This is a genomic window from Marinobacter sp. ELB17, assembly GCF_000169375.1.
Taxonomy (GTDB): Bacteria; Pseudomonadota; Gammaproteobacteria; order Pseudomonadales; family Oleiphilaceae; genus Marinobacter.
This window is the reverse complement of the sequence record NZ_AAXY01000013.1, coordinates 67,884-94,466: the sequence shown is the minus strand read 5'-3', so window position 1 is coordinate 94,466 and position 26,583 is coordinate 67,884. Positions and strand designations below refer to the sequence as shown.

The 26,583-nt window shown below is 55.7% G+C and carries 21 protein-coding genes and 1 other RNA gene; 16 read left to right on the top strand and 6 right to left on the bottom strand.

Going from position 1 to position 26,583, the window contains the following annotated elements; all coding sequences use genetic code 11:
• Positions 1-260: 260 nt before the first annotated feature.
• Together MELB17_RS14845 and MELB17_RS14840 are read left to right on the top strand one after the other, a co-directional pair.
• On the top strand, positions 261-503 hold the full coding sequence (locus MELB17_RS14845) for a type II toxin-antitoxin system ParD family antitoxin (RefSeq protein WP_036184932.1): 243 nt from the start codon (positions 261-263) through the stop codon (positions 501-503).
• The gene (locus MELB17_RS14840) at positions 496-789 is read left to right on the top strand and encodes a type II toxin-antitoxin system RelE/ParE family toxin (RefSeq protein ID WP_007351105.1); all 294 of its coding nucleotides are present in this window, start codon (positions 496-498) and stop codon (positions 787-789) included. Before MELB17_RS14845 ends, MELB17_RS14840 begins: the two co-directional genes overlap by 8 nt.
• Before the next feature lie 231 nt (positions 790-1,020).
• On the opposite strand, the gene MELB17_RS14835 is transcribed toward MELB17_RS14840, so the two are convergent.
• The 5 genes from MELB17_RS14835 to prsK all read right to left on the bottom strand — a co-directional run bounded on the left by MELB17_RS14835 (position 1,021) and on the right by prsK (position 9,046).
• The gene (locus MELB17_RS14835) at positions 1,021-1,254 is read right to left on the bottom strand and encodes a PEP-CTERM sorting domain-containing protein (RefSeq protein ID WP_036184928.1); all 234 of its coding nucleotides are present in this window, start codon (positions 1,252-1,254) and stop codon (positions 1,021-1,023) included.
• Between the two features lie 320 nt (positions 1,255-1,574).
• The gene (locus MELB17_RS25690; RefSeq protein ID WP_007351104.1) at positions 1,575-2,255 is read right to left on the bottom strand and encodes a PEP-CTERM sorting domain-containing protein; all 681 of its coding nucleotides are present in this window, start codon (positions 2,253-2,255) and stop codon (positions 1,575-1,577) included.
• 581 nt (positions 2,256-2,836) lie between these two features.
• Positions 2,837-5,266, bottom strand: a complete 2,430-nt coding sequence (locus tag MELB17_RS14825) for a tetratricopeptide repeat protein (protein WP_007351103.1) — start codon at positions 5,264-5,266, stop codon at positions 2,837-2,839.
• A gap of 156 nt (positions 5,267-5,422) precedes the next feature.
• The gene (gene prsR, locus MELB17_RS14820) at positions 5,423-6,802 is read right to left on the bottom strand and encodes a PEP-CTERM-box response regulator transcription factor (RefSeq protein ID WP_007351102.1); all 1,380 of its coding nucleotides are present in this window, start codon (positions 6,800-6,802) and stop codon (positions 5,423-5,425) included.
• Positions 6,803-6,931: 129 nt separating this feature from the next.
• A complete protein-coding gene (prsK, locus tag MELB17_RS14815) occupies positions 6,932-9,046 on the bottom strand; it encodes an XrtA/PEP-CTERM system histidine kinase PrsK (protein ID WP_007351101.1) in 2,115 nt (704 codons plus the stop codon).
• 175 nt (positions 9,047-9,221) lie between these two features.
• Between prsK and ffs the strand changes: the two genes are divergently transcribed.
• From ffs to MELB17_RS14750, 14 genes are all read left to right on the top strand, one after another.
• An RNA gene (gene ffs, locus MELB17_RS23915) (signal recognition particle sRNA small type) lies at positions 9,222-9,318 on the top strand.
• A gap of 170 nt (positions 9,319-9,488) precedes the next feature.
• A complete protein-coding gene (gene dnaX / locus MELB17_RS14810) occupies positions 9,489-11,357 on the top strand; it encodes a DNA polymerase III subunit gamma/tau (protein WP_007351100.1) in 1,869 nt (622 codons plus the stop codon).
• 4 nt (positions 11,358-11,361) lie between these two features.
• Positions 11,362-11,685, top strand: coding sequence for a YbaB/EbfC family nucleoid-associated protein (locus MELB17_RS14805; RefSeq protein ID WP_007351099.1), 324 nt, complete (start codon positions 11,362-11,364; stop codon positions 11,683-11,685).
• A gap of 23 nt (positions 11,686-11,708) precedes the next feature.
• The gene (gene recR / locus MELB17_RS14800; RefSeq protein ID WP_007351098.1) at positions 11,709-12,311 is read left to right on the top strand and encodes a recombination mediator RecR; all 603 of its coding nucleotides are present in this window, start codon (positions 11,709-11,711) and stop codon (positions 12,309-12,311) included.
• A 24-nt stretch (positions 12,312-12,335) separates the two neighbouring features.
• Positions 12,336-13,484: a ribonuclease D gene (locus MELB17_RS14795; protein ID WP_007351097.1), complete on the top strand. Its 1,149-nt coding sequence runs from the start codon at positions 12,336-12,338 to the stop codon at positions 13,482-13,484.
• Positions 13,481-13,777, top strand: a complete 297-nt coding sequence (locus MELB17_RS14790) for a YcgL domain-containing protein (RefSeq protein WP_007351096.1) — start codon at positions 13,481-13,483, stop codon at positions 13,775-13,777. Before MELB17_RS14795 ends, MELB17_RS14790 begins: the two co-directional genes overlap by 4 nt.
• Positions 13,774-14,223, top strand: coding sequence for a YcgN family cysteine cluster protein (locus MELB17_RS14785; protein ID WP_007351095.1), 450 nt, complete (start codon positions 13,774-13,776; stop codon positions 14,221-14,223). Before MELB17_RS14790 ends, MELB17_RS14785 begins: the two co-directional genes overlap by 4 nt.
• Positions 14,223-14,561: a hypothetical protein gene (locus MELB17_RS14780; RefSeq protein ID WP_007351094.1), complete on the top strand. Its 339-nt coding sequence runs from the start codon at positions 14,223-14,225 to the stop codon at positions 14,559-14,561. The genes MELB17_RS14785 and MELB17_RS14780 overlap by 1 nt, the downstream gene beginning before the upstream one ends.
• Before the next feature lie 72 nt (positions 14,562-14,633).
• Positions 14,634-16,919, top strand: coding sequence for a VWA domain-containing protein (locus MELB17_RS14775; protein ID WP_157133313.1), 2,286 nt, complete (start codon positions 14,634-14,636; stop codon positions 16,917-16,919).
• Positions 16,920-16,936: 17 nt separating this feature from the next.
• Positions 16,937-17,779: an AAA family ATPase gene (locus MELB17_RS14770; RefSeq protein ID WP_007351092.1), complete on the top strand. Its 843-nt coding sequence runs from the start codon at positions 16,937-16,939 to the stop codon at positions 17,777-17,779.
• A 97-nt stretch (positions 17,780-17,876) separates the two neighbouring features.
• Positions 17,877-19,055 (top strand): vWA domain-containing protein, encoded by a 1,179-nt coding sequence (locus MELB17_RS14765; RefSeq protein ID WP_007351091.1) that lies wholly within the window; start codon positions 17,877-17,879, stop codon positions 19,053-19,055.
• A 191-nt stretch (positions 19,056-19,246) separates the two neighbouring features.
• Positions 19,247-20,923 (top strand): AMP-binding protein, encoded by a 1,677-nt coding sequence (locus tag MELB17_RS14760; RefSeq protein WP_036184951.1) that lies wholly within the window; start codon positions 19,247-19,249, stop codon positions 20,921-20,923.
• A complete protein-coding gene (gene hrpA, locus MELB17_RS14755; RefSeq protein ID WP_007351089.1) occupies positions 20,904-24,899 on the top strand; it encodes an ATP-dependent RNA helicase HrpA in 3,996 nt (1,331 codons plus the stop codon). The genes MELB17_RS14760 and hrpA overlap by 20 nt, the downstream gene beginning before the upstream one ends.
• An 82-nt stretch (positions 24,900-24,981) precedes the next feature.
• Complete coding sequence (locus tag MELB17_RS14750) at positions 24,982-26,103, top strand: beta-ketoacyl-ACP synthase III (RefSeq protein WP_007351088.1); 1,122 nt, start codon at positions 24,982-24,984, stop codon at positions 26,101-26,103.
• A gap of 57 nt (positions 26,104-26,160) precedes the next feature.
• On the opposite strand, the gene MELB17_RS14745 is transcribed toward MELB17_RS14750, so the two are convergent.
• A complete protein-coding gene (locus MELB17_RS14745; protein ID WP_007351087.1) occupies positions 26,161-26,568 on the bottom strand; it encodes an acyl-CoA thioesterase in 408 nt (135 codons plus the stop codon).
• Between the last annotated feature and the right edge of the window lie 15 nt (positions 26,569-26,583).

The window sequence follows — 26,583 nt, the reverse complement described above, 5'->3', positions numbered from 1 at the left end:
AGGTAGGGGACAGATTTGAAATCTGTCCCCGGTTCCCGTCTGGCCATAACCTTGCGGGTCTGCTGTGTGTATTGATAGTGCAGAGGATACTGTTTATTCATGAGTGGGAAAACATAGAAGAAGGGCGTCGGGATAGGGGGCTGTTGTGCCACCAGCGACGGCTCAGAGCCGCGACTGATTGCGGGAGAAAATGCCAACTTGTTGTTAAGTATTTGAGGCTCTATAATTGTGTTAACTATCAACACAAGTGGAGTGGTGTCATGGCCAGAACAACCAGTATTACAATTGGGGCTCCGTTAGATGACTTTATAGGTAAACTCATTGAGTCTGGAAGGTTCGGTTCAACCAGCGAGGTTGTTCGCTCGGCTTTGCGATTGCTAGAGCGTCAGGAAAACCAGCTAGCCGCGTTAAGAGCTGCCGTGGAAGCTGGCGAGCGGAGTGGAGAAAGCGACCTGTCTTTGCATGACATTGCCGCTCGAGTAAAACAACAACACCATGTATAAGCTTTCAAACCTGGCGGCTGAAGATTTTGCCGCTATCTACGAGTACACATTGCTTAATTTTGGAGCTCTTCAAGCTGACATTTATACCGACGATTTGGACAGAACTTTTCAGCTTTTATCCGGCTCGCCATCGATGGGCTGGGAATGTCCAGAAATTGCAGTCGGTGTACGCCGCCATGATCACCAAAAGCATGCCATTTTTTACCGGCAACGTGAGCACGATGTTTTTGTAATGCGTGTACTTCACCAGCGGATGGGTATATGGAGGCATCTCTTCGAGTTTTGAGCCCCCCAGGCTTCAAAACTATGAGATTCAACAGGAGATAACTGGTCAACTAAATTTACGGTCTTACCGGAGAGTCACACCTTAAGATATGATTACTGGATGGTCATTTTCTGGACGCTTTGACCTTTGTGAGCGACAGACAAGAAAGGTCAGCTCATAAGAACTGGCTTTTCCTTCTCGATGACTGTCTTGAGTCTCGGCGCTGCTAGTGCAATGCAGGCTCAGGAAGTGTCAAGAAATTCGACGTTTACGAGAAGCGACTAAACCTGCAGGGCCAAGGCCTAACAAAGCTAGCGTAGCTGGTTCAGGGGCGAGCCGTACCGAGATGCTCTCCACGTAGCCATTCCATGTTGTAGGGATTTCTCTGGGGCAGGTCTTGCGTTTTGCTTCTTGAATAATCCGATTTTCGCGAGACGTCAGATGGTCCAACGCACCGGAAAATTCCAGTCGCAGCAGTTTGGCCATTCCCTGACTCCTTCCCGTGATTCTAATTGAGCCGGAATGGACTGAGACGATTACAGTAAAATGGCAAGGCATGGGCAAAACGCAAGACCTGACCCCGGCACTTGCACTTGGGCACTTGCGGAGGGAAGTGTATAGAATCTCGACGCTTGGGCTGCCTTGAGTTCACTGGATTGAGGGGCAGGTTTGGGCGCTTGTGGAAGGTAGGGGACAGATTTGAAATCTGTCCCCGGTCTGGCCCACAAAAAAAGTCAGCCGAAGCTGACTTTTTCAAACACTCTGCCGTAATCCGGCTTTCTGATCCCGTCAAACGCTCAATGGTTTCAGGCAGCTTTGCGACGACGTGCAGCGCCGAGACCGGCAAGGCCAAGACCCAGCAGCGCCAATGTTCCTGGCTCAGGTACTGCGCGGGCGAATTCAAAGGCAACGGCGTTGTAACTCATCCTCACCTCATCGAAGTCCCCTGAGAAAGTGAAGTAAGCATCAGTTCGACCGTTGGCGCCTGTGGGAATCGATGCTGCTGAAGCAAGGGCCAAAGCCTGGGTGCCAGTATAGCGGTCAGTACTGGTGTCTAAAACACTGTTGTTCAGGTAAAAATCTAAATTGTTGGCGTGATCAATCGAACCCCAGTAAAAATCAAATTTACCATCCAATCCGGTAACTTTGACTGAACTTGATGCACCGGTTGGAGCGTTCTTTGAGCTGGTTACGTTGTAGGAACGCGTCTTGGCAAAATCGCCAAAGTATTTACCCGGCGTGGCGGCAGCCCCGGATACGTCGACTCCCGGATTAACGATAGCGCCTCCGGTAACGGAAACTCCGGAACCGGCAAAAGTGCTGCCAAGATCCGCGCAAGCGTATGTTGGGCAACCCGCGCCCACCGGTCCGACATTAAAAGTAGGCCCTGTAAGCATAGGCACTGCATTTGCTACCGAGCTCATACCTAAAGCCGCAACAGCGAAAGCGCTGGCAAGGAGTGTGGTTTTCAGTTGTATTTTTTTCATAATCATTCCCCTGTGTTTTGCTAATCCCTGCGCAAAATGGGTTTGAGCCGGGAAGTTTTGCCCCTTAACTGCAAGCGGTTTGTAACTTTAACTAGCAATAAGAGGGCCAAGTTAAAAAAGTACTCAAAATACAAAAGGGTAGGATCGGTTAAAAAGTAATCGAGGGTGCGAGGGTATGATAAGTGTATAAAATGTCGACGCCGGGTTTGTATTGGCCTCGCTGTTTCTACATCTTCTGCGTAATTCGGTAGGGAATACAATGATGTCATCTTTTAGGGGGCTTCTCGTTTTCGGCAGGCGTATTGCGCTATCGCTCGTTGAAGTTGAGTGAGTTTTTCATGAAAAGCTTTAAAATTAGAGGGTTGCGGTAAGGTAATGTTGTGAGCGTCAGCGTAAAGAAATTCGACATCGCCATAAAAAAAGCCGCTGAATGTGGGATTCAGCGGCTTTTTGGGTTATGCAGGGAAGTTGGTAGGGGCCGGTTTTGGTGGGGGGGTTAAATAGGGGACAGATTTGAAATCTGTCCCCGGCTTTCTTGTCCCCGGTTTCGGTTTGCAAAGACTGCGGGGTTTCAGGTTGTTTTACAGTGCCTCGTTTATGGTTTTCAAGTGTGCTTGGATTTCTGCGTTATCTGGCGCCAGCGCCAAGGCCTTCTCAATGATGGGCTTGGCTTGTGCGTGGTTGCCGCCCAGGTGCAGAACCCATCCGTGGGTGTCGAGTATGTCTGGCGCTTCGGGTGCCAGCTCGCTGGCGCGGCTGGCCAGTTCTATGGCGCGGCTGTTGTTCTTTTCGCGCAGCAGCCAGGCCAGGTTGTTCAGCGCCACTACGTTGTTGGGCTGCGCTAACACCACTTGTTCATACAATTCGGTCGCTGGCTGATCCTGCTGTTGGTTCATTTGCAGGTCGGCCTGGGCCATCAGAATAGCAACGTGATTGTCGTGGGTCTCTGCGGCGGCTTGAAGTGCTTCTAACGCTTCAGTGTTTTTACCTTCGGTAATCAGTATGCGCGCGGGCAGCAGTGCGAAGCCGACGTTTTCGGGCTGTATGGCAATGGCTTCTGCTGCTTTAGCCAGGGCCGTTGAGTAATCTTCGGCCTGTGCGCTTAAAACAGACTCTGCGGCCAGTAGCTGACCGTAGGCTCTGTAGCCGATGGGGTTATCTTCGTTGGCCATTGGCTCTAGAAGGGTTCGCGCCTGTTCTACATCGCCTTGTTGTATGTGGATTAACGCAGACAACAAGCTGGCATTTGGTGCCAGTGGCGGATGCGTTTCAGCAACGGTGCCCAGCCACTGCTGAACTTCCTCAACGCTGTGGTTGCTGGCGTATAGCTGGCCGGCCTGCTGCAGCGGCCCGATCACCTCTGGCGTAATGACGGCGGCGGCTAGCAGTTGTTCAACGGCTTTATCGCTGTTATCGGTTGAGGCATACAGATTTGCCAGGGCCAGGTGCGCTGGCTGCATGTTCGGGTTGTCTGTGGTCAGCTTTTCAAGCCGGGTGATGGCCGGGCCGGAGTTGCCCATGCGCCCGTCAGCGATGGCTGCCAGTAAAACCGCTTGGGGCTCGTTGCCGTAGCCATTGATCAGCGAGTCGCGTACGTCTTCTGCTTCGCGGGTTTCGCCGCTGTCTATCAGCACGCTTAAATAGATCGCCGTGCTTGCCCAATCTGCCGGCTGGGTGGTAAACGCCATCCGCAGTTGGCCCAGCGCCTGTTCGGTTTGCTGGTTATTGATGTAGTGCCGGGCCAGCGCAATCCTTAAACGGGTGCGATCGGGTTCGTTGCTAATGGCTTTGCTCAGGCTGGTGACGCCTGCGGCTTCCTGACCGGGCATGCTCAGAGCCAGAACGCCGTGCATGGCCAGCAGATCGTTGTCGTTGGGCCGGGCTTTTACGGCACGTTCCAGAGTGGCCAGTGCTTCTTCCCGTTCGCCCACGTCAATCTGGGCCATGGTAGACGCCCGAATGAAGCGGGTTGGGGTGGTTTCCGGGTCCAGGTTTCCGGACAGCAATTCGGCGCCTTCTTCCAGTTCACCGGTACCTGCAGACAATGTGCCCAGCATTAAGGCCAACTGTTCGTTGTCTGGGTCTAGCTTGCGCATGTCCCGCAGCATGGTTTTGGCTTCGTCAAAGTTGCCAGCTTGAATGGCGGCGATAACGGCTTCGCCCTGTTCCCGGGCGCCTGAGTCGGTTTGTTCGGCCAAAATGCGGCCGTATACCTGGGCTTCGGTGATTTTGCCCTGTTCGGTTAATACTCGTGACAACAGCGACAATAACTGGCCCCTTAACGGTAGAAACATGTCTGACGTTGGCATGCCTGTGACGGCATTTGTCAGCGTGGCGGTGGCGGGCTCCAGTTCGTCAAGTTGATACTGGGCCAGGCCTTTTAGATAGAGAACGGCTGGCGTGGTTTCGTGGCTGGCCAGCCAATCGTTGGCGGCCCCCAGCGCCGTACGGGCATTGCCTTGTTGAATATGGCTCTCTATTAGCCCTGTTATGGCATCTACGCTGGTGGAGTAATTGGCGCTAATGTCTCTGTAGGCGGTGACTGCCCCGTCAACGTCACCAGACAGGCGCATGGCTTTGGCTTCGATCAGGGACGCTTCGAGTTTCTCGTCAGAGCTTTCGGGGTTTGCCAATGCCAGGGTTTCGATGGCCGACAGGTGTTTGCGTTCTTCCACATAGGCCCGGGCTAAAGGCAGGGCTACCGCTTGCGGGTAGTCTTTCAGCCAGGGTTCCAGCAGTTCAACGGCCTGTTTGTTGGCGCCCAGCTCCAAATAGAGCTCGCCCAGCCGGGCGATGTGGTTGACGTTTTCTGGTTCGGTCTGGATAGCGTTTTTGATTTCGAGAATGGCCGAGCGGTATTGGCCCTGCTCGGCGTAGGTGTCTGCGCGACTCAGGTGCGACAGCGCTTCGGAGGTGTCCGGGCCACTGTTACAGGCGCTTAGCAGGGGCAGAATCAGGCTGCCCAGCAGGATCAGCCGCGGGAGTTTTTTCTTGGGTGTTGTTATCGACATCGTTTATGGCTCCGATGAAGGTAAGGGACAGATTTGAAATCTGTCCCTAAGTTTGGGTGAGGGGACAGATTTGAAATCTGTCCCCAGTTTGATCTTTAGCGTAGGGGACGGATTTGAAATCCGTCCCCGGCACCGGCACCGTCCGCGATTCCCGGGTCAGCTTTCTGTTGCATCGGCTGAGGTGTTAATCCGGTATTTGTCAGTCAGGTTGTACAGGGTGGGGCGGGTAACCCCAAGAAGTCGGGACGCTTGCGCCATGTTGGAGTTGCTGGTGCGCAGGGCTTGAACGATGGCGGCGCGTTCGGCGTTTTCTCGCACTTTGCGCAGGTTCAGCTGGCTGTCGCTGGCGTCTGTGTTGTCGGTGCTTAAGGGCAGCTGGAGGTCATCTGTGGTGATGCGTTTGCCGTCGGCCATAATCACTGAGCGTTTTATTTTGTTGATCATTTCGCGCACGTTGCCGGGCCAGGGGTAGGTTTCTATGGCGGTGATGGCGTCTTCACCGAAGCTCAGGCCGGGCCGGTCTAGCTGTTTGCTCAGGCTTTTCAGCAGTGACTGGGCGATGACCAGGGCGTCGCCGTCGCGGTCACGAACCGCGGGCAAATCCAGGGTGATTTCGCTGATGCGGTAATAAAGGTCCTCGCGAAAAGTGCCTTCCTGAATCAGTTCGTTCACATTGCGGTGGGTAGCACACACCACGCGCACGTCGACTGGCGTGGGTTTTAGTGACCCGACCCGGTCTACCACTCGTTCCTGCAGGAAACGCAGCAGTTTGGCTTGAAGCGCCATGGGCATGTCGCCGATTTCATCGAGAAACAGGGTGCCGCCGTTGGCGCTTTCAATTTTGCCTTTTTTGCTTTGGGTGGCGCCGGTGAACGCGCCTTTTTCATAGCCAAACAGTTCGCTTTCCAGCAGGTTATCTGGAATGGCCGCGCAGTTGATGGCGGCGAAGGGCATGTGCGCCCTTGGGCTTAGGTCGTGCAGGGCGCGGGCCAGTACTTCTTTGCCGGTGCCGGTTTCGCCGTTGATCAGGGTAGTAATGTCGGTTGGCGCAACCTTTTCGAGAGTGCGGCACACGGCCAGCATTTGCGGGCTGGCCGCGATAATGCCTTTTACGCTTGTGACGTCGCGGTTGGCCAGTTCGAGGTTTTCTTTTTCCAGCTCGGCCAGGCGGAACGCCCGGTTAACCACAAAGCCGAGAATGTCGGCGTCTACCGGTTTCTGGTAGAAGTCGGCGGCGCCCATACCAATGGCTTTTACGGCGTTTTCTTTTTCTTCACGCCCGGTCACCACGATCACTTTGGTCATCGGTGCCAGGCGTAATATGTCTTCCAACAGGGCGAAGCCTTCGGTGCTTCCGCCGGGGTCTGGCGGCAGGCCCAGGTCCAGGGTTACCACTTCGGGTTCCAGTCGTCGCAGCAGGGCAAGGGCGGTTTCGCGGTCGGCGGCAACCGACACTTGCAGGTCGTCGGTGAAGCACCAGCGCATCTGGCTTTGCAGACCCGGGTCGTCCTCTACAATCAGTAATTGTCTCGTCACGGGTTTGTTCGTTCCTTGTTAACGCGTGTGTCTAACTTTAGAAGTCTTAACTCAAAGCCCGCAGTTTGCAACGGTTGTGTGTGCCAATTCACGCTTTTGCATCGACATGTATTCTGTAGCGTCGTATTTCTATTGGTTTGGTTGAGTTTCTTTCGTTGCGGTCTTGGTGGCAGTTGAAGCTGCGGCGTCGGCCAGCGGTAGGCGCATTGAAAAGCACGAGCCCAGGCCCGGTTCGCTGGTGACATCAATGCTTCCACCAAGCTCCAGCAAGTATTCCCGGGTTTGGTAAACCCCTATGCCCATGCCTGTCAGCCCCTTGGTGCTTTCGAAGGGCTTGAACAGGCGGTTGCGGATGAATTCTTCGGTCATGCCGCTGCCGGAATCCTGAATAAACACCACGGCGGTGCCGCGGGCGACTTTTAAAGTGACAGCAATGTCGCCGTCTGGCGGCGTGGCGTCTTGGGCGTTGCGCAGCAAATGGCCTATTACGGTGCCCAGCTGTTCGGCGTCTGCCCTTATCCACACGTCGCCATCTTTATAATCAAAATGCGGTGTTGGATTACGTCTGCTGGCGTCGGCTATGGCGCTGCGGAGTACGTCTGTCAGGTTGATTTTTTCTGCGATTTGCCCCTGGCTGTCCTGGGGCTTCTGGATGTGGGTGACCAGGTTCGACATTTTGTTCACTGCGTGGTCTGTGGTTTGAATCATGTCGTCAATAAACGCCGGGTTATCGCGGTGCCTTGGCGCGTTTTTGACCAGCAGGGACAGTTGCGCGATCACGGTTTTCAAATCGTGCAGCATGAAGGCAGACGCTTTGCTGACGGCTTCAAACTGCATGGCCCGCGTGAGCGCGCTCTGGGCATCGGCTTGGGCCAGCAGGTTGCCGGTTTGGCGGGCAACCACCCGGATTAAATCGAAGTTCTCCCAGTTCAGTTCTACCTGGATGAGGGGCGCGCCGATCAGTGCCATACCGTAAAGCTCGTTGCCGAGGTACAGCGGGATGATCAGCCAGCCATTGGGGCATTGGCTGAGAATGTCTGGTACTTCTAATAAGTCATAGGCAACCGGATCTGCCTTGTAGGCGTTCAGGTCTATGATCCATTCCTTATCGCGGAAATAGCGCACCAGGTCGTCATTGGGGTCAATCAGGGTGTGACGATCGAAGCTCATGTTGATGGTGGCTTTCAACTGGTAGCGGTTCTGGTCGTCTTGCAGCCAGATGGCGCCGGCGTTGCTTTCTACCAGGTCTGCCAGGATGCGGATAACCCGTTCCGGCAGGGGCGGCGAGTCGGTCAGGTTGGCCAGCTCTTTGGTCATTTTCAGCCATTCATTGCGGTAGTCGTATTTGTAGTCAAAAAAGTTCTGGCTGATGGCAACCATCATGCGGGCCCGCAGCCGGCGCGACAGCAGCAGGGTAGCCAGAAATACCAACGCCAGGGTGAAGAACAGAATGCGCAGGGCGTCGCCCCAGCTACCGCCCACGGTTTTGATGTAGTAGCCGGCAACCGACAGAAACATCAGGTAGGCGCCGGCGAACAGCAGGGTGCCAACGTGAAAGGCGGCGCGCCGTGATACCCGGAAATCTATGGGCTGTTTGCGGGTGTTGACCACGTTTACCGCAAACAGTGGCACCAGCAGGGCGTTGACGAGCCCGCGGGCGTCCCAGAAGTTTTGGCTGATTTGGCCAAACAGCAGGGCATCGGCGTACATCACAAAATCAAAGATGAAGATGGTGGCCACGCCGGTGCACATGTATTTGATGCTGTAGCGGCGAAAGCCCAGGGAGTTGCGCCAGATTTGTTCGATCAGCAGCAGGCCGATGACCGACAGCGCCAGCTGGCCCACTATTTTTGTTTTGCCGGAAAGTATGTGATTTACGCCAAAGTGTTCAGCGGCGCTGGCCAGCAGCAGTGCCACTAACAGGCCAATAACGGCGCCTGCCAGGGCCTGTTTGATTTTTCGCGCAGTGCCGTCGTTTGGCAATGCGCTGCCCAGCAGGGTGAAAATTAGGGCAATCCAGGCGCCGTCGCGCAGCAGTTCCAGCAGGTAACGCACGGCAAAATCCGGGAATCCCCAGATGGACTGGGTCACCAGAGCCGCTGCCCACAAGGTGGATACCAGTGCCGCAAAGAACAGGGCCCGATCGGAATTGCGGCGCATGTAGCGGGCGGCAATCAGAATCGCCAGTAGGCCGTAAGTGATAAACGCAACGGCGTGGCTGAGGGCGTCGAAATCGTTAAACATGGACTCTTCCGGGTTTTGTTCTGGCGGCTGCTTGTGGCTATGGACGCAGGTTAGATGAAGAGTAAATTAAAACGCCCGCTTGGGCGAGCCCGCATGGCCTTGTAGTACCCCGTGGCGTTTGTTATCATGCGCGCCGCTTTCAGGGAAACATTCTGAAACGCCGTTATGGTGGCTCTATTGGTGCCTTCGCAACATGAAACCGTGAACCCGGTCAGACCCGGAAGGGAGCAGCCGCAGCGGTCGATATGTGTGCCGGAGTGTCGCTGGTGGGGCCACCACCTATTCTATCCCCCCCGTTTTTCTGCTATTGCCCCGCTCACGACTATTTTGCTGTTAATTTTTCGATTACTCTTTACTTACTCTTCGTTACTTATACCCTCTGTTTTTCGGTTTTAGCATCCATGCTAGAATTAATGCGATTTTTCACGGCAATTGGCGAACTATGAGCTACCAGGTACTTGCCCGTAAATGGCGCCCGCGCACCTTCGAAGACATGGTGGGGCAGGAACACGTGCTTCAGGCGTTAATCCACGCGCTGGAAAGCCAACGCCTGCATCATGCCTATTTATTTACCGGCACCCGCGGTGTGGGAAAAACCACCATCGGCCGCCTGTTGGCCCGCTGTTTGAACTGTGAAACCGGCATTACGGCGAAACCTTGCGGTGTTTGCGGCAGCTGTCGCGAAATTCAGGAAGGCCGCTTTGTTGACCTGATTGAAATAGACGCGGCTTCGCGCACCGGCGTTGACGACATGCGTGAGCTGACAGACAACGTGCAGTATTCGCCCACCCGCGGGCGCTTTAAGGTGTACCTGATTGACGAGGTGCACATGCTCACCAATCAGTCGTTCAACGCCTTTCTGAAAACTCTGGAAGAACCGCCAGAGCACGTAAAATTCCTGCTGGCCACCACCGATCCCCAAAAACTGCCGGTGACGGTGTTATCGCGCTGCCTGCAGTTCAATTTGAAGCGGATGACGCCGGAACACATCGCCGGCCATTTGAACCACGTATTGACCGCTGAAAAAATTCCTTTTGAAGAACCGGCCCTGTGGCTTCTGGCTCGCGCAGCGGACGGCAGTATGCGCGATGCCCTGAGCCTGACGGATCAGGCAATTGCGTTTGGTAACCAGCAACTGGCGGCAAGCGATGTCAGTTCCATGCTGGGCACGATTAATCAGCGTGATATCGAAAGTTTGGTGGGCACTTTGGTTGCTCGTGATGGCCCCGCGTTGCTGACGGAAATTGGCCGTATTGCCGATTTTGCGCCAGATTACGGGGTAATTCTGGCGGACCTGTTGTCGCTGTTCCATCGGGTGACGATGGAGCAGGTGGTGCCTGGCAGTGCGGACAACGCCTTGGGCGACGCCCGCCAGATTCAGGCGTTGGCCAAAAAGCTGAGTGCGGAAGACGCGCAGCTGTTTTACCAAGTGGCGTTGATGGGGCGCAAAGATCTGGCGATAACGCCGGACGCGCGCATGGGGTTCGAGATGACGCTGCTGCGTATGTTGGCATTCCGGCCGGGAGCCGCTCGTCGGGAACCGCCCACGGCGATCGCCGTGGAGTCGGCACCTGCTGGAAACCGCGATGAACCAGACCCTGTTGCTGCTAGCTCGAATCAACCTGAATCGCCAGTGCCAGAGAAGCCGGAGCCGTTGGCCCCGGCTGCTTCGGCGCCGCCACCGACAGAGCGAACGCCGGTTGAGTCGATTCCACCTTGGGAGCCTCAGCCCGGCACAGACGTAGATTACCCGGACGACGGGGCCTTTTATGGCGCTGATGAGGCGTTTGAGGCTGCTGTTCAGCCAAAATCGCAGCCTGATGACCAGCCAATGCAGCCAGTGCCGTCGGCCAGTGAGTTGTCAGCGCAACCAGAAGTGGCGGAGGAAGCATTAGCTGACGGTGAATTTGTTTGGCAGCGGGATTTCCGCAGTCTGAATATTGCGGGCATGCCGGGAAACCTGGCCAGCCACGGCTCTATGCTGCACGAAGGCAATACCGTGTTGCTGACTATTGATGAGGGCCACGCGCGGCTGCTGAACGCCCGCCATGAAGAAAAAATTCTGGCTGCCTTGAGAAATCGCTTTGGCGATGCCACTGAATTACGTATAGAAAGAGGGCGGCCAGACGACACGCCGGCTGCCTATGAAGAGCGCCAACGTAAGATCCGGCAGCAGGCGGCGGAGCAGGCCATTCGCACCGACCCGCTGGTACAATCGATTGTGGATCGGTTTGCTGCCCGTGTCGTGGAAGACAGTATTCGACCGATTGAAGTCCCCAGAAAGAGCCCGGCCGGCTCAAACAGGAGATAACGTTATGATGGATAACATGGGCGAGCTGATGAAAAAAGCCCAAAAAATGCAAGAAAACATGCAAAAAGCCCAGGAAGAAATCGCCAAAGCAGAAGTGACTGGCGAATCGGGTGCGGGGCTTGTGAAGGTGGTGATGAACGGCCGGCACGACGTTCGTAAAGTGGAGATTGATCCGTCTTTGATGAGCGAAGAAAAAGACATTCTTGAAGACTTGTTGGCGGCGGCGGTGAACGACGCAGTGCGCCGTGTGGACGCCAATCAGAAAGATAAAATGTCTGGCATGATGTCTGGCATGGGTCTTCCTCCCGGCTTTAAGATGCCTTTCTAAATTATTGAACTTTTGGGATTATTATGGTGTTCAGTCCTCTGGTGGATGAGTTGGTTGAAAGCTTGCGGGTGCTACCCGGCGTAGGCCAGAAAACCGCCCAGCGTATGGCTTTTCATTTGCTGGAACGCGCCCGCAGTGGCGGTAGCCGCCTGGGTGATGCTTTGGGTCGGGCCATGGACGGCGTGCGCCGCTGCGATCGCTGCCAGAATTTTGCCGACACCGACGTGTGCGGCATTTGCGAAAACCCGGAACGCAACACCGGTGTGCTGTGCGTGGTGGAAAGTCCGTCAGACCTGCTGGCCATCGAACAGGCCGGTGACTACCGCGCCGGTTATTTTGTGCTGATGGGGCATTTATCCCCCATTGATGGCATTGGGCCGGAGCAGATTGGTATTGACCGGTTGGTTCACCGGGTGCGCGATGAAGGCGTAACCGAGTTAATATTGGCCACCAATCCCACCGTGGAAGGCGAAGCTACGGCGCACTACATTGCCGACCGCCTGGCCGACAACAACGTACTGATTACTCGGCTGGCCCACGGCATTCCCGTGGGTGGCGAGTTGGGCTATGTTGACGGTTTTACCCTGACCCACGCTTTCCGCGGCCGCAAACCTTTAGCTGGCTAAGTCATTTCCCGATCAGGCAACTTTATGAATGCGAATGAACTTCCCCGGCTAACAGCGCCTGCGCCATCCGAACCGGTGCTATGGCTGGAAACCCCTGAGCAGCTGGACGACTGGCTGGCGGCGCAGCCCACAGAGCCTTTGACTCTGGATACCGAATTCGAGCGGGTGAGCACTTATTACCCCATTCCGGGCCTGGTGCAGCTTGGGCTGGCCGATCAATTTCGCCTGGTGGACCCGGAAGTGGCTGAGGCCTCTGCCGGTTTTCGCGCGGCTCTGGAAGACGCCCAACGCCCGAAGCTATTGTACGCGGTGAGTGAAGACCTGGAACTGTTCCGCCATTGGTTGGGCATTCCCATGCAGGGCGTAATTGATCTGCAGCTGGGCGTGGCATTTGCCGGGCTCGGGTTTTCTATGGGTTACGCCAAATTGGTTGAAAGCCTGTTTGGTGAAAGCCTGGACAAGACGCTGACCCGCTCTGACTGGATTTCACGACCTTTGAGCGATGTCCAGCAGCGTTATGCCATTGATGATGTGCGCTTTTTAAAACCGATTTATGACTGGCTGCAAGAAGTGTTGGCTGAGCGTGGGCTGCAACAGGCCCTGGTGGAAGAATCCGCTCGCTTTGCTGCAGACCTGGCAAGCCAGGACGATTCCACCCGGCATTATTTAAAGCTGCGCGGCGGTTGGCCTTTAAGCGCCCCGCAGCAACAGGTGCTGCAGGCGTTGGTTAGCTGGCGCGAGCGCGAATGTCATCGCCAGGACAAGCCCCGTAACTGGGTAATGGCAGACCCTTTGTTGCTGGCAATGGCCGAAACGCAGCCCAAAACGCTGAACGCTTTGTTGGGCATTCAGGGCCTGGCATCCGGCCAGGTTCGGCGCCACGGCGATACTCTGGTGGCGCTGATCGCAAAAGCAGATGCCGCCGATGATGTGGCCATAGAGCCGATTCCGGCGCCGTTGACCCGAGACCAGCAGGGCTTTTACAAGCAGTTGAAAAAACACTTTGTGCGTGCTGCGGAATCGGCTGATATTCCGATAGAATTGCTGGCGCCGCGCAAGCGCCTGGAAGCCGTTGTGCAGCAACAACAGCTGGCGGGTAATCCGTTTTTTGAAGGCTGGCGCAGCCAGATACTGGCTCCGGTTCGGGGCGCAATCGAGGAACTGCTTTCGTGACCAAAACCCGCGACTTTGTTTCCGTTTTTCGCAGCAGTAAAAAGCCCGACACTTATCTGTATGTGCGCCGAGGTCACCTGTGGGATGACTTGCCGGAAACCCTTCGCACTTTGTTTGGCAAGCCGGTACACGCTATGGATCTGGTGTTGACGCCCGAGCGAAAATTGGCTCGCACCAGCGCCGAACAGGTTTTGGCGGGCATTGCCGACAAAGGCTTTTTCCTTCAGATGCCGGAAGAGCAGGACATGGCAATTGTTGAGTTCAAGATGAAGCTGGGGCAGCGCAACCGATGATTGCCCAGGTGCCATTCTGGCAGCGTAAACGCCTGCACGAAATGACACCGACCGAGTGGGAGTCTCTGTGTGACGGTTGCGGGAAGTGTTGCCTGAACAAGCTGGAAGATGAAGACACCGGTGAGGTATACCATACGGATTTAGTGTGCCAGTACATGGATACTGACACCTGCGGTTGCACGGTCTACCCCGAGCGGTTGGAAAAAGTAACCGGATGCACGCTGATTACGCCGCAAACATTGCCGGATTATCACTGGCTGCCCTATACCTGTGCCTATCGCACTCTGGCAGACGGTCGCCCATTGGCCGATTGGCACCCGCTGCGCAGTGGCGATCCTCAATCCGTGCACGATGCGGGTGTGTCGGTGCGCGGTAAGGTGGTGTCAGAGGCGGCCGTGGCCGAGCAAGACTGGGAAGAACATATTATTCACTGGGTAATGACATAATGGATGCGGAATTACAGAACGTGTACTGGCTGTTTTGGGGCGCCTATGGTGTAGGGCTGGTGTTGTTTTTATGGATGATGCAGCGGTTGTTGCGGTTTTTGCCGTTTTACGGGTTGCGTACACTGTTGTTAGCTGCGTTGGCGGCTATTCTGGTGGCACCGGTGGAGTCTATAGATATAGCCGGTTGGTGGATTCCGGCCTGGTTGTACGGCGGTTATGAACTGATTCTGGGTGACAGCGTTGCGGCCAGCGCTGCCTTGTTAAATCTTGCGTTGGCCGGCATGGTTTTGCTGCTGGTGTGGATTCTGGACTTGGTGCGTTATCGGATGAAACGCTGAGCGTTGAACAATAAATCGGCGGCTGTTCATTTTATGGCCGTTTTACACAGGGAAAACGTGGTGGGACGCTTCATGAAATCAACTCTGGTAACGCACAAAACACTGTGGCTCGCGCTTGTTATTACGCTGGTGGCGGCGTTTTCGGGCATGGCTCAGGCTCAGGCAGAGCAGGCGGATAGCCCGCAGTTGCCGGGCGCCGTGGACGTGCGCATTATTGTTGATATTTCCGGCTCTATGAAGCAAAACGATCCGCAAAACCTGCGCCGCCCGGCGGTGCGCTTGCTGGCCCGATTGCTGCCCGATGGCGCCACGGCCGGTGTGTGGACCTTCGGCCAGTACGTGAACATGCTGGTGCCCCACCGCGAAGTCAGTGATGCCTGGCGCGATATGGCGATTGAGCAAAGCGACGCGATCAATTCCGTGGCCATGCGCACCAATTTGGGGGCGGCCATTGAAACCGCCAGCGACGGTTACTTTACCGGTGGCGTGCTGAGTAACACCCACTTTATTGTGCTGACCGACGGCAAGGTGGACATCAGCCGAAACCCCAGTGCTAATAAGGCCGAGGCTAACCGCATTCTGGACACTTTGGTTCCGCCGTTGAAGCAGCAGGGCGCGCGTTTTCACGCGGTAGCGCTGTCGGCCGAGGCAGACACCGAGTTTCTGCGCAAACTGGCCTCCGATTCAAACGGCAGCTTTCACGTGGCGGAAAACGCCAATGATTTGAGCCGTGCTTTTCTGGATGCCTTTAACGCCGCCGTGCCACAAGAACAGACGCCCATAGACGACGACGGCTTTATGGTAGACGCCAGCGTAACCGAATACACCGCGCTGATTTTCTGGGGCGACAATGAAACCTCTGCTAACCGCGCCTTGGCTTTGAAAGCGCCCGGTGCAGCCGCGACCACCTTGCAGCAGCACCCGGACAATATTCGCTGGGCCCGCGAACCGGGTTATGACCTGATTACCGTAACTGACCCCGTAGCCGGACGCTGGAGCCTGGACGGCCAGCTAGGCGAGGGCAGCCGGGTAAGCGTGGTGAGTGATTTGCGGATGATTGTGAGCCCCATTCCCGGCATCTTCTCCATTGAGAAACCGCTGGCGATTCGAGTCGGGCTTTTTGACGGTGATGAACCGATTACCAATGCCGATTTTCTGAGTGTGCTGAGCGTTGACTTGACGCTGGCAAATGAAGATGGCCGTAGCGGTACCAAGGTGTTGTCAGAGCAGAGCCCGCCAGCAGATGGCGTGTATCGCTATAACATTGCCGAAATGCCGACCGCTGGCCAGTACCAGGTGGTAGTTGAAGCGCGCAGCAGCACCTTTGCGCGCAAGTTCTCCGGAACTACCCGTTTTGAACCTGCCGCCGGTGCCGAAGCTTCCGCCGCAGAGGCGCCCATATTTGCGCCCGAGACGGGCGCCGCTAACCCGTTTAAGACTGCCACCCCTGCTGAGCCCAAGCCGCAGCCTGATACAGCGCCTATGGTTGATGAGGCACCCGAGCCTGAACCCGCCAGCGAACCTGCCGCAGAAGTTGAGCCTGTCGCTGAGCTCGAGCCGGCCCCTGAACCGGAAGCAGCTGCACAACCGATACAGCCAATAGACGTTACTGAATTGGACAAGCCCGAGCCGGCAGAACCCGAGAGTGCGAATTCAGCAATAGCGCCCTGGATGATGGCGGCCGGCGCGGGCGCTCTTCTGGTGCTGGCCTTGTTGATCTGGTTGCTGCTGCGCAAACGCAAAAACACCGATGAAATCGATGCCGAAACTGACGCCGAAACTGATGTGGAAGCAGAAGCCGCTGCGCCCGTCCCAGCCCCGGAAGTGGCTGCCGTGCCGGTGATTACCGACATTGACGAGCCTGAAAACGTACCGAAATTAAGCCCGGGCGACCTGGTTGAGCCAAAGTTAGAGTCAGGGTTAGAGCCGGTGCCGGAGCTTCAGCCTGAGCCTGAGCCTGAAAAGGTGCCAGAGTTAAAACCAGAACCCGCTGTCGAGCCCGTGGTTGAAGAAGCCCCAGTGCCTACCATAGAGCCAGAGCCTTATGTGACTGCCCAGGACCTACCCCAGCCCAGGGAGCCCGAGCCACTGCCCGAAGAGACCATACCGCTGATAAAGCCGGAAGAAGGCGACCCTGAACCTTTGAGTTTTGATGACGATTTCGAGCTGTCGGTCCCTGATGACGAGCTAGACAAGGTGCTTGAAGAACCAGAGGAGCCGGCCGATGAGGAGTTTGGTCTGGACGATTATGACCTGTCTGAATTTGATGACCTGCCAAGCACCGAAACTGACAAAAGCGCTGACAAAGGCACGGGGCCCAAGCCAAAGAATACGCCCGACAACGATCGCAAGAAGTAACTTACAGGACCCAGAACATGAAATTTACCGGCACCGATAAATACGTCGCCACCGACGACCTGCAAATGGCTGTCAACGCGGCTATCACGCTGCAACGCCCGCTGCTGATCAAAGGCGAGCCCGGCACCGGCAAAACCCTGCTGGCGGAAGAAGTGGCGGCGGCTTTGGGCAAGCGTTTGATTCCCTGGCACATCAAGTCAACCACCAAAGCCCAGCAGGGCCTTTACGAATACGATGCGGTGTCGCGGCTACGGGATTCCCAGCTGGGCGATGAGAAAGTGAAAGACATCAGCAACTACATCATTCCCGGCAAATTGTGGGAAGCCTTCGAGTCTGACGAGCAGGTAGTGTTGTTGATTGATGAAATCGACAAGGCCGACATTGAGTTCCCCAACGACCTGTTGCAGGAACTCGATCGTATGGAGTTCTACGTTTACGAGACCCAGAAATTTGTTAAGGCCAAGTATCGGCCGATCATTGTGATCACCAGCAACAACGAAAAAGAACTACCCGACGCCTTCCTGCGCCGCTGCTTTTTCCACTACATTAGCTTTCCCGACCAGGGCACCATGCAAAGTATTGTTGACGTGCACTTTCCGGGCCTTCAGCAGCAGGTAGTACGCGATGCCCTGGAAGTGTTTTTTGACGTGCGCAAGGTGCCTGGCTTGAAGAAAAAGCCGTCTACCTCTGAGTTGATTGACTGGCTGAAGCTGCTGATGGCCGATGAGCTGTCTGCCAAGATGCTGCACCAGAAAGACAACAGTAGTGCTTTGCCACCGCTGTACGGCGCCCTGGTGAAAAACGAGCAGGATGTTCACCTGTTGCAAAAGCTGGCGTTTATGGCGCGCCGCCGCGGCTAAGGATGGCGAGTTTCGCTGGAGTGCAGTGCTCTTGTGGGTAGCGATTGAGGGTGTTCTGGCCCGATGCGTTCGTGCGGTGGTTTAAAGGTAGGGTTTTATGCTGATTAATTTTTTTCTGGAAGTGCGACGGGCGAAAGTGCCGGCCAGCCTGCGGGAGTTTCTCGACTTGCTGGAAGCTCTGCAGCACCGCCTGGCCTTTGCCGACATGGAAGAATTCTATTATCTGGCGCGCCTGTGCCTGGTCAAAGACGAGCGCCACTACGATAAATTCGACCGTGCTTTCAAAGTGTATTTTGAGGGCATCGAGCATCTGGATGAGTTGCTGCAATCGCTGATTCCCGACGATTGGCTGCGGGCCGAGTTTGAAAAACACCTGAGCGATGAAGAAAAGGCCAAAATCGATTCCTTGGGCGGCCTGGAAGAACTGATTGAAACCTTCAAAAAGCGCATGGAAGAGCAGAAAGAGCGCCACGCCGGCGGTAACAAATGGATTGGCACCGGCGGTACCTCGCCCTTTGGTGCGGATGGCTACAATCCAGAAGGCTTTCGTATCGGCCAGAAAACAGGGCGCCACGGTCGCGCGGTAAAAGTGTGGGAAAAACGCGAGTTTAAAGACCTGGATGACAGCGTTACCCTGGGTATTCGCAACATTAAAGTGGCGCTGCGCCGGTTGCGTAAATTTGCCCGCCAGGGCGCCGCCGATACCCTGGATATAGACGACACCATTCGCTCCACCGCCCGTAACGCCGGATACCTTGATTTGAAAATGGTGCCCGAGCGCCACAACGCAGTAAAAGTGCTGATCTTTTTTGATGTCGGCGGCTCTATGGACCCGCACATTCGCGAATGTGAAGAGCTGTTTTCAGCGGCGCGGTTGGAATTCAAGCATATGGAGTATTTTTACTTTCACAACTTCATTTACGAGGGCGTGTGGACCCAGAACGTTCGGCGCAACAACGAGGTAACGCCGACCTGGGAGCTGCTGAATAAATACAGCTCGGATTACAAGGTTATTTTTGTGGGGGACGCCACCATGGCGCCCTATGAAATAAGCCATCCGGGCGGCTCTATCGAGCACTGGAACCAAGAATCCGGTGCTACCTGGTTTCAACGCATTACCAATCATTTTCGCAAAGTGGTTTGGCTGAATCCCATGCCAGAGGCCTTCTGGGCGCAGGGCGGCTCTATGGCCATGGCCCGTCAGCTGGTGGATAACCAGATGTATCCGCTGACGGTGGAAGGCTTGGAAGGCGCCATGAAACAGCTGAGTAAATAGCGGTAATTTGCTGGAAAATGAACAAGGTGGTGGGTAGAAACTGCTATTTGCTTGAGCTCAAAACTGCTATTCTTTCGTCGATTCTGCGACTTAGACCTTCGTCGACTTGATTTCAGCGAAAAAGCTCGGTCGCACAGCTTGCCAGGCCAATTATTATAACTAGAAAAGCCCAGACAGGAGTTCGAGTAATGATGAATTTCGAGCAGTTTTACCAGGGCAAGTACCCACAAGGTATGGCCTTGGATGTCGATCTGGCAAAATACGCTAGCATGGTTGACGTGTTCAATCAGGCGGTGACCAAGTACGCGGATCGTCCAGCAGTGTCTGCCGTTGGCGTTACCCTCAGTTATAGAGATCTGGATGTTCATAGTCGTAATTTTGCAGCCTGGCTGCAGAACAAAACCGACCTGAAGCCGGGTGACCGCATTGCCGTCCAAATGCCGAACGTGTGCCAGTATTTGGTGGTTACCTTTGGTGCCATGCGCGCCGGGCTGATTGTGGTGAACACCAACCCGCTGTATACCACCCGTGAAATGGAACACCAGTTTAATGACTCGGGCGCAAAAGCGCTGGTGGTGCTGGCTAATATGGCCGCCAACGTGGAAAAAGTGCTGCCCAATACCAGCATTGAACATGTGATTGTGACCGAAGTGGCGGATATGCATTCCACTTTTAAGCGCACGCTGATGAACACGGTGGTCAAGCACGTCAAGAAGATGGTGCCTGCGTACAATCTGCCTCAGGCCCACAAATTACCCGCGGTGCTGGCAGCCGGTGCCCGCGAAAAATTCACTCCGGTTGAATGCAAAAAGGACGACATCGCTGTGCTGCAGTACACCGGTGGCACGACCGGCGTGGCCAAAGGCGCCATGCTGACTCACGGCAATTTGGTGGCAAACCTGCTGCAGATTCGGCCGATGCTGGAAGACAACATTATTGAAGGCAGAGAAGTGGTGATTGCACCGCTGCCGCTGTATCACATCTACTCGTTCACTCTGAACTGCGGCACCCTGTTGGAAGCCGGTGCCCACAACGTGCTGATTCCCAACCCGAGGGATATAGACGCCTTTGTGAAAGAGCTGCAAAATCATGAATTCACGGCGTTTTTGGGTCTGAACACGCTGTTTGTGGCGCTGTGTAATAACGAAGAATTCTGCAAACTGGATTTTAGCCATCTGAAGCTGACCGCTTCCGGCGGCATGGCGTTGACGTCTAAGGCGGCTAAAACCTGGAAGCGAGTGACCGGCTGCGAAATTTGTGAAGGTTATGGCATGACTGAAACCTCGCCGGTGGTGAGTTTTAACCCGCGCAGCGCTATTCAGCTGGGCACCATTGGTTTGCCGCTGCCGGGTACTCTGCTGAAAACCGTGGATGACGATAATAATGAAACGCCCTTTGGCGAGCGCGGCGAGCTTTGCGTTAAGGGTCCGCAGGTCATGCGCGGTTACTGGCAGCGCCCGGACGACACCCGTAAATCCATGACCGACGATGGCTATTTGCGGACGGGTGACGTGGCTGTTATTCAGGAAGATGGCTACATTCGCATTGTGGACCGTAAAAAGGACATGATTATTGTTTCTGGCTTTAACGTGTTCCCCAATGAAGTCGAAGACGTGATCAGCGGCCACCCTAACGTGCTGGAATGTGCCGCGGTGGGCATCCCTGACGAAAAAAGCGGTGAAGCCGTAAAGGTGTATCTGATTGCGTCCAAAGAAGGTGTAACCGCCGGTGAGCTGAAAGAGTTCTGTCGTGAACGCCTGACCGCCTACAAAGTGCCGCGGCATTTTGAATTCCGCACCGAGTTGCCAAAAACCAACGTTGGCAAAGTGTTGCGCCGCGAACTAAGGGATGAAGCAAGTAATCACTAAACCTTCCACAGACACGCTTCCTAACGCGGCTGGGGCGGCAACGCCCCCTGAACCTCGCGCAGCAACGCACGCTGACCCTCGCACGGCTGTTCGTGCCGCTGTTCATGGCATTGCGGAACAGCTTGGCGCCTGCGCGCAGCTTGAAGCCGCCCGCATAACCCGAACTCTTGCCCGCGCCAAAGGCCGCCCTGGCACCAAAGAGCTGGAAAAAATCGGCCGCTGGCTGCAAGCCGGGCAAGAAAAAGTGCAGTCGCGCCAGCGCTTGCACAAACCGGCCAGCTTCCCTGAGGGCTTGCCGGTTTCGGAGCGAGTAGACGACATAGCCGCCGCTATTGCGGACAATCAGGTGGTGATCATTGCCGGTGAAACCGGCTCTGGTAAAACCACCCAGATCCCAAAAATTTGCATGAACGCCGGCCTGGGTATTCGTGGTTTGATTGGCCACACCCAGCCCCGGCGTATTGCCGCCCGCAGCGTGGCGGCGCGCATTGCCGAAGAGCTGGGTGAACAGACCGGCCGGCAAGTGGGTTACCAGATTCGTTTCACCGATACCACCTCCGAAGATTCCCGCCTGAAAGTGATGACTGACGGCATACTGCTGGCGGAAGTCCAGCACGACCCGTTTTTAGACCGTTATGACACGCTGATTATCGACGAAGCCCACGAGCGTAGTCTGAACATCGACTTTCTGCTGGGGTATCTGAAACAGCTGCTGCCAAAGCGGCCCGACCTCAAAATCATTATTACCTCCGCCACCATTGAGCTTGGGCGCTTTAGCGAATTCTTCAATAACGCCCCGGTGATTGAAGTCAGCGGCCGTACCTTTCCGGTAGAAGTGCGCTATCGCCCATTGGTAGGCGATGACGACGACCGCGATCAGGGCTGGACCGACGGCGTCTTGCAGGCGCTGGAAGAAATTGAGCAGCACGAACGCAGTGCCAGTCAGCCGCCGGGCGATGTATTGGTGTTCATGCCCGGTGAGCGGGAAATTCGTGCCTTGAGCAACGTGCTGCGCCACGCCGAGCTGCGGCACACCGAAGTGCTGCCGCTGTATTCGCGGCTCAGCAATCAGGAACAGAACCGGGTGTTCCAGAGCCATCGCGGCCGGCGCCTGGTGTTGTCTACCAACGTGGCAGAAACGTCGCTGACGGTGCCGGGCATTCGCTACGTGATTGACACCGGTGTGGCGCGCATCAGCCGCTACAGCGTGCGCTCGAAAATTCAGCGCTTGCCTATAGAACCGATTTCCCAAGCCAGCGCTAACCAGCGCGCCGGCCGCTGTGGGCGGGTGGCGCCGGGCATCTGTTTTCGCCTGTATGACGAAAACGATTTTATCAATCGCCCGGAATACACCGACCCCGAAATTCTACGCACCAATCTGGCCTCGGTGATTTTGCAGATGGCCACCTCGGGCCTGGGTGATATTCGTCACTTTCCGTTTTTGGAATCGCCGGATAATCGCCAGATAAACGATGGCTACAAACTGCTTGAAGAGCTGGGTGCGGTCACCGACAAGCGCCGGGTAACCGCGGCTGGTCGCACCATGTCGCGCCTGCCCCTGGACCCGCGTCTGGCGCGCATGCTGGTAACCTCTGCGGAGCAGGGCAGCCTGAGTGAAGTGCTGATTATTATTGCCGGGCTGAGCGTGCAAGACCCACGTGACAGGCCGCAAGACAAACAGCAGCAGGCCGACCAGGCCCACGCGCCTTTCAATGACAAAGAATCCGACTTTGTTACCCTGCTGAATATCTGGAGTTTTTACGAAGAGCAGCGCCAGGAACTGTCGCTGAATCAGCTGAAAAAAGTCTGTCAAAAAAGCTTTCTGAGCTGGATGCGCATGCGCGAATGGCGTGATGTGCACCGCCAACTGACGCTGATTTGCCGCGAACAGAAGCTTAAGCTGAATCCCCAGGCCGCCAGCTATCAGTCGGTACACACCGCGGTGTTGGCGGGTTTGTTGGGGCAAGTGGCAACAAAGTTCGAAAACCGCGAATACATGGCCACGCGCAATCGCAAGCTGCTGATATTCCCGGGCTCGAAGGTGGCGAAAACCGCACCCAAGTGGATTGTGGCCACTGAAATTGTGGAAACCAGCCGGGTGTTCGGGCGCATGGTGGCGTCTATTCAGCCCCAGTGGATAGAGCCCTTGGCGGCCCACGTGGTAAAGCATCACTATTTTGAACCGCACTGGGAGCAAAAACGCGCCCAGGTGATGGGTTTTGAAAAAATCACCCTATATGGCCTGGACATTGTTCCTCGCCGCGCCATTGTTTACAGCGACATTGACCCGGCCGCCTGCCGCGACTTGTTTATTCGCCACGCGTTGGTAGACGGCGATTACCGCTCGCAGGCGCCTTTTATCGAACTTAACCGGTTAATGCTGGAATCGGTTGAAGACCTCGAAAAGAAAACCCGTCGCAGGGATTTGCTGGTAGACGACGAAACCCTGGTGGCCTTTTACGATCAGCGCTTGCCGGCAGACATCGTCAGCGGTCGCCATTTTGAGCACTGGTGGAAAAATCTGGAAGCTGCCGAGCTGAAAGCTCTGGAGCTGACCGAAGAAGACGTGCTGCAGCGCCCGCTGGACGCCCGGGCGGATGCCCTCTACCCGGATTTTCTGGAGTGGGAGGGGGTGAAATACCCGCTGGATTACGAGTTTGAGCCCACCAGCGAGCGCGACGGCGTGACTCTTCGGGTGCCATTGATGGCACTGAAACAGATTCCGGCGCGTCGCCTGGAATGGCTGGTGCCCGGCTTGCTGCGGGAAAAGTGTATTGCGCTGGTAAAAGGGCTGCCGAAATCCCTAAGGCGTAATTTTGTGCCGGTGCCGGATTTTGTCGACGCGGCTCTGGCTAATCTTCAGCCTTCTAATGAGCCGCTGGCTTTGCAACTGGGCGCGCAGCTGCGGCGCATGACCGGGGTGCAGATAGACCCGCAATCCTGGCAGCAAAACGATCTGCCGCGGCACCTGCGAATGAATCTGCGGGTGACTGGGGACAAAGGTACAGTCATCGCGGAAAGCCGTGAAACCGTTGATTTGCAAAACCAGCTTGAGGCCAAAGCCGAACAGGCCCTGGCGTCGATTACCGCCACCGACAGCAAAGACGAGACCACCACAGCGACGCATGCCAGCTGGAAGTTCGGCACCTTGGCGCGGCAGGTGCAAACCGAAAAAGGCGGTATGCAGGTGACTGTGTATCCGGCCCTGGAAGACCTGGGAAAAGAAGTGCGGCAAACCCGCTGCCTGGACTCGTTAACGGCGGAAACCATTACCCGCAAGGCCATCGCCCGGCTGATTCTGAATCGTTTCGGCAACACCCTGGACGATCTGGAGCGCAAGCTGCCGAAATTCAAACAGGCAGCGCTGATGTTCGCACCCGTAGGGCAGGCGCGTATTCTGCTGGACGACCTGCTGCTGTCGACTGCCATGCAGCACTTTTTTGGTGGTTCATTACCCCGCAGCCCGGAGGCGTTCGATGCTTGTTTCAACCAGCACCGGGGCGACTTCATTCCAGCGCTCGAAACCGCAGTAGACCACCTTCACCAGGCCATGCATGGCTACCAACAGGTGGCAAAACGGCTGAAGGGCAAGATTAGTCTGGCCCTGGCCAATTCCATGGCTGACATTAAGTTTCAAATGCAAAATCTTGTTTACCCTGGTTTTTTGGTGAACACGCCGGCGCAGTCTCTGGCCCAGTTTGGGCGTTATTTTGAAGCGGCTTTGGCACGGTTTGAGAAGATGTCGCGTGAAATGGGCCGCGAGCGGGAGTTCTTGCATACTATTGAACCGCTGTGGGCGCGTTATGCCAGCAAGCTTGTTGAGCAGCAGCGCCAGGGTGTAAGAGACCCAGAGCTTGAGCTCTACCGCTGGATGCTGGAAGAATACCGGGTGTCGTTTTTCGCCCAGCAGTTGGGTACGCAGATGACGGTGTCTATCAAGCGCCTTGATAAACAGTGGCAGGCTACCCGGGTGTAATGGGAGCGCGGGCAAACGCCTGTGACTGTGGTACCCTTTTTTCTTTTTACCTTTGAGATTTTCACCATAACATGGGGTTAGCGTGATTAAAGCCATCATCAGCGGAACCGGTTTGTACACACCACCGGCAACCATCAGCAATGACGAACTGATTGCAACGTTTAATCAGTATGTAGACCTGCACAACGCCGAGCATGCCGATGCGATTGCCCGCGGTGAGCATTTGGCCATGGAGCATTCGTCTTCGGCCTTTATTGAAAAAGCGTCTGGTATAAAGCGCCGCCACGTAATTGATAAAGAGGGCATTCTGGACCCCACGCGAATGAAGCCAAATATTCCGGACCGCGCCAACGATCAGCCTTCGGTGCAGTGCGATATGGCCGTAGCGGCCTGTCGCGAAGCTCTGCAGCAGGCGGGTAAAACCGCGGATGACGTAGACGCGGTGATTGTGGCTTGTTCCAACTTGCAGCGGGCCTACCCCGCGGTGTCGATTGAAGTTCAGAGCGCGTTGGGCGTTCAGGGTTTTGCTTACGATATGAATGTGGCGTGTAGTTCTGCCACGTTTGGTTTGCAGGCCGCGGTGAATTCGGTGGAAAACGGCACGGCCCGCGCGGTGCTGGTGGTTAGCCCGGAAATCTGTTCCGGTCACCTGAATTTTGGCGAGCGCAACAGCCACTTTATATTTGGTGATGCCTGCACCGCCATTCTGGTGGAGCGGGAAGACGCAGTAGCGCCGGCCGTCGGCTTTGAAATTTTGGGTACTAATCTGAAAACCCTGTATTCCAACGCCATTCGCAACAATTTCGGTTTTTTGAACCGCGCCGACGACAGCGGTATTGGTCAGCCAGACAAATTGTTTGTGCAGCAGGGTCGAAAGGTGTTCAAAGAAGTGTCACCGCTGGTGGCCGACACCATTCAGAACCATCTGCAGAGCCTTGGGCTGACGCCGGATCAGCTGCGGCGCATGTGGCTGCACCAGGCTAACCTGAACATGAACCACCTGATTGCGCGTCGGGTTTTGGGCCGCGATGCCACCGAAGACGAGGCACCGGTGATTCTGGATGAATACGCCAACACCAGCTCCGCCGGTTCCATCATTGCCTTTCACCTGAATAAAGACGACCTGGTGTCCGGGGATGTTGGCGTAATATGCTCGTTTGGCGCCGGTTATTCTATTGGCAGCGTGGTTGTGCGCCGCCGCTGACAAAAAAACGACGGGTGATTTGCCCGCCGCCGTTTTCTTTCAAACCATTCAGGCTAATCAGGTGTTTGTGGCAAGGGCGCGCAGGGTGCCTGGCAAAGGGCAGGAACTGCGGGTGTTGTGATCAAACCATACCAGCTTTGCGTATCCTTCCGCGTAGAGTTGGCCGCTGTCTGCGTCTTTTATCTCGTGGTAGGTGTCGAGGCTGGTGTTGCCGGCTTTGTCGGCGTAAGTGGTAATCACCAAGTTGGCAGGGTGCTTCAATTCCTTTAGAAAGGTCGCGCTAGTCTTTATGATGATGGGCCCAGTAGGACCGTTCATGCCGATATTGATGTCGGCCAGCCAGACAATTCGGGCTTCCTCAAAGAAGCGGAAGTACACTGTGTTGTTGGCGTGCCCGTAGGCGTCCATATCACCCCAGCGTAGGGGAGCCGTGATTGTGCTGACAAGATTTCCCGGTACCGACATCGATTTCTCCGTTTG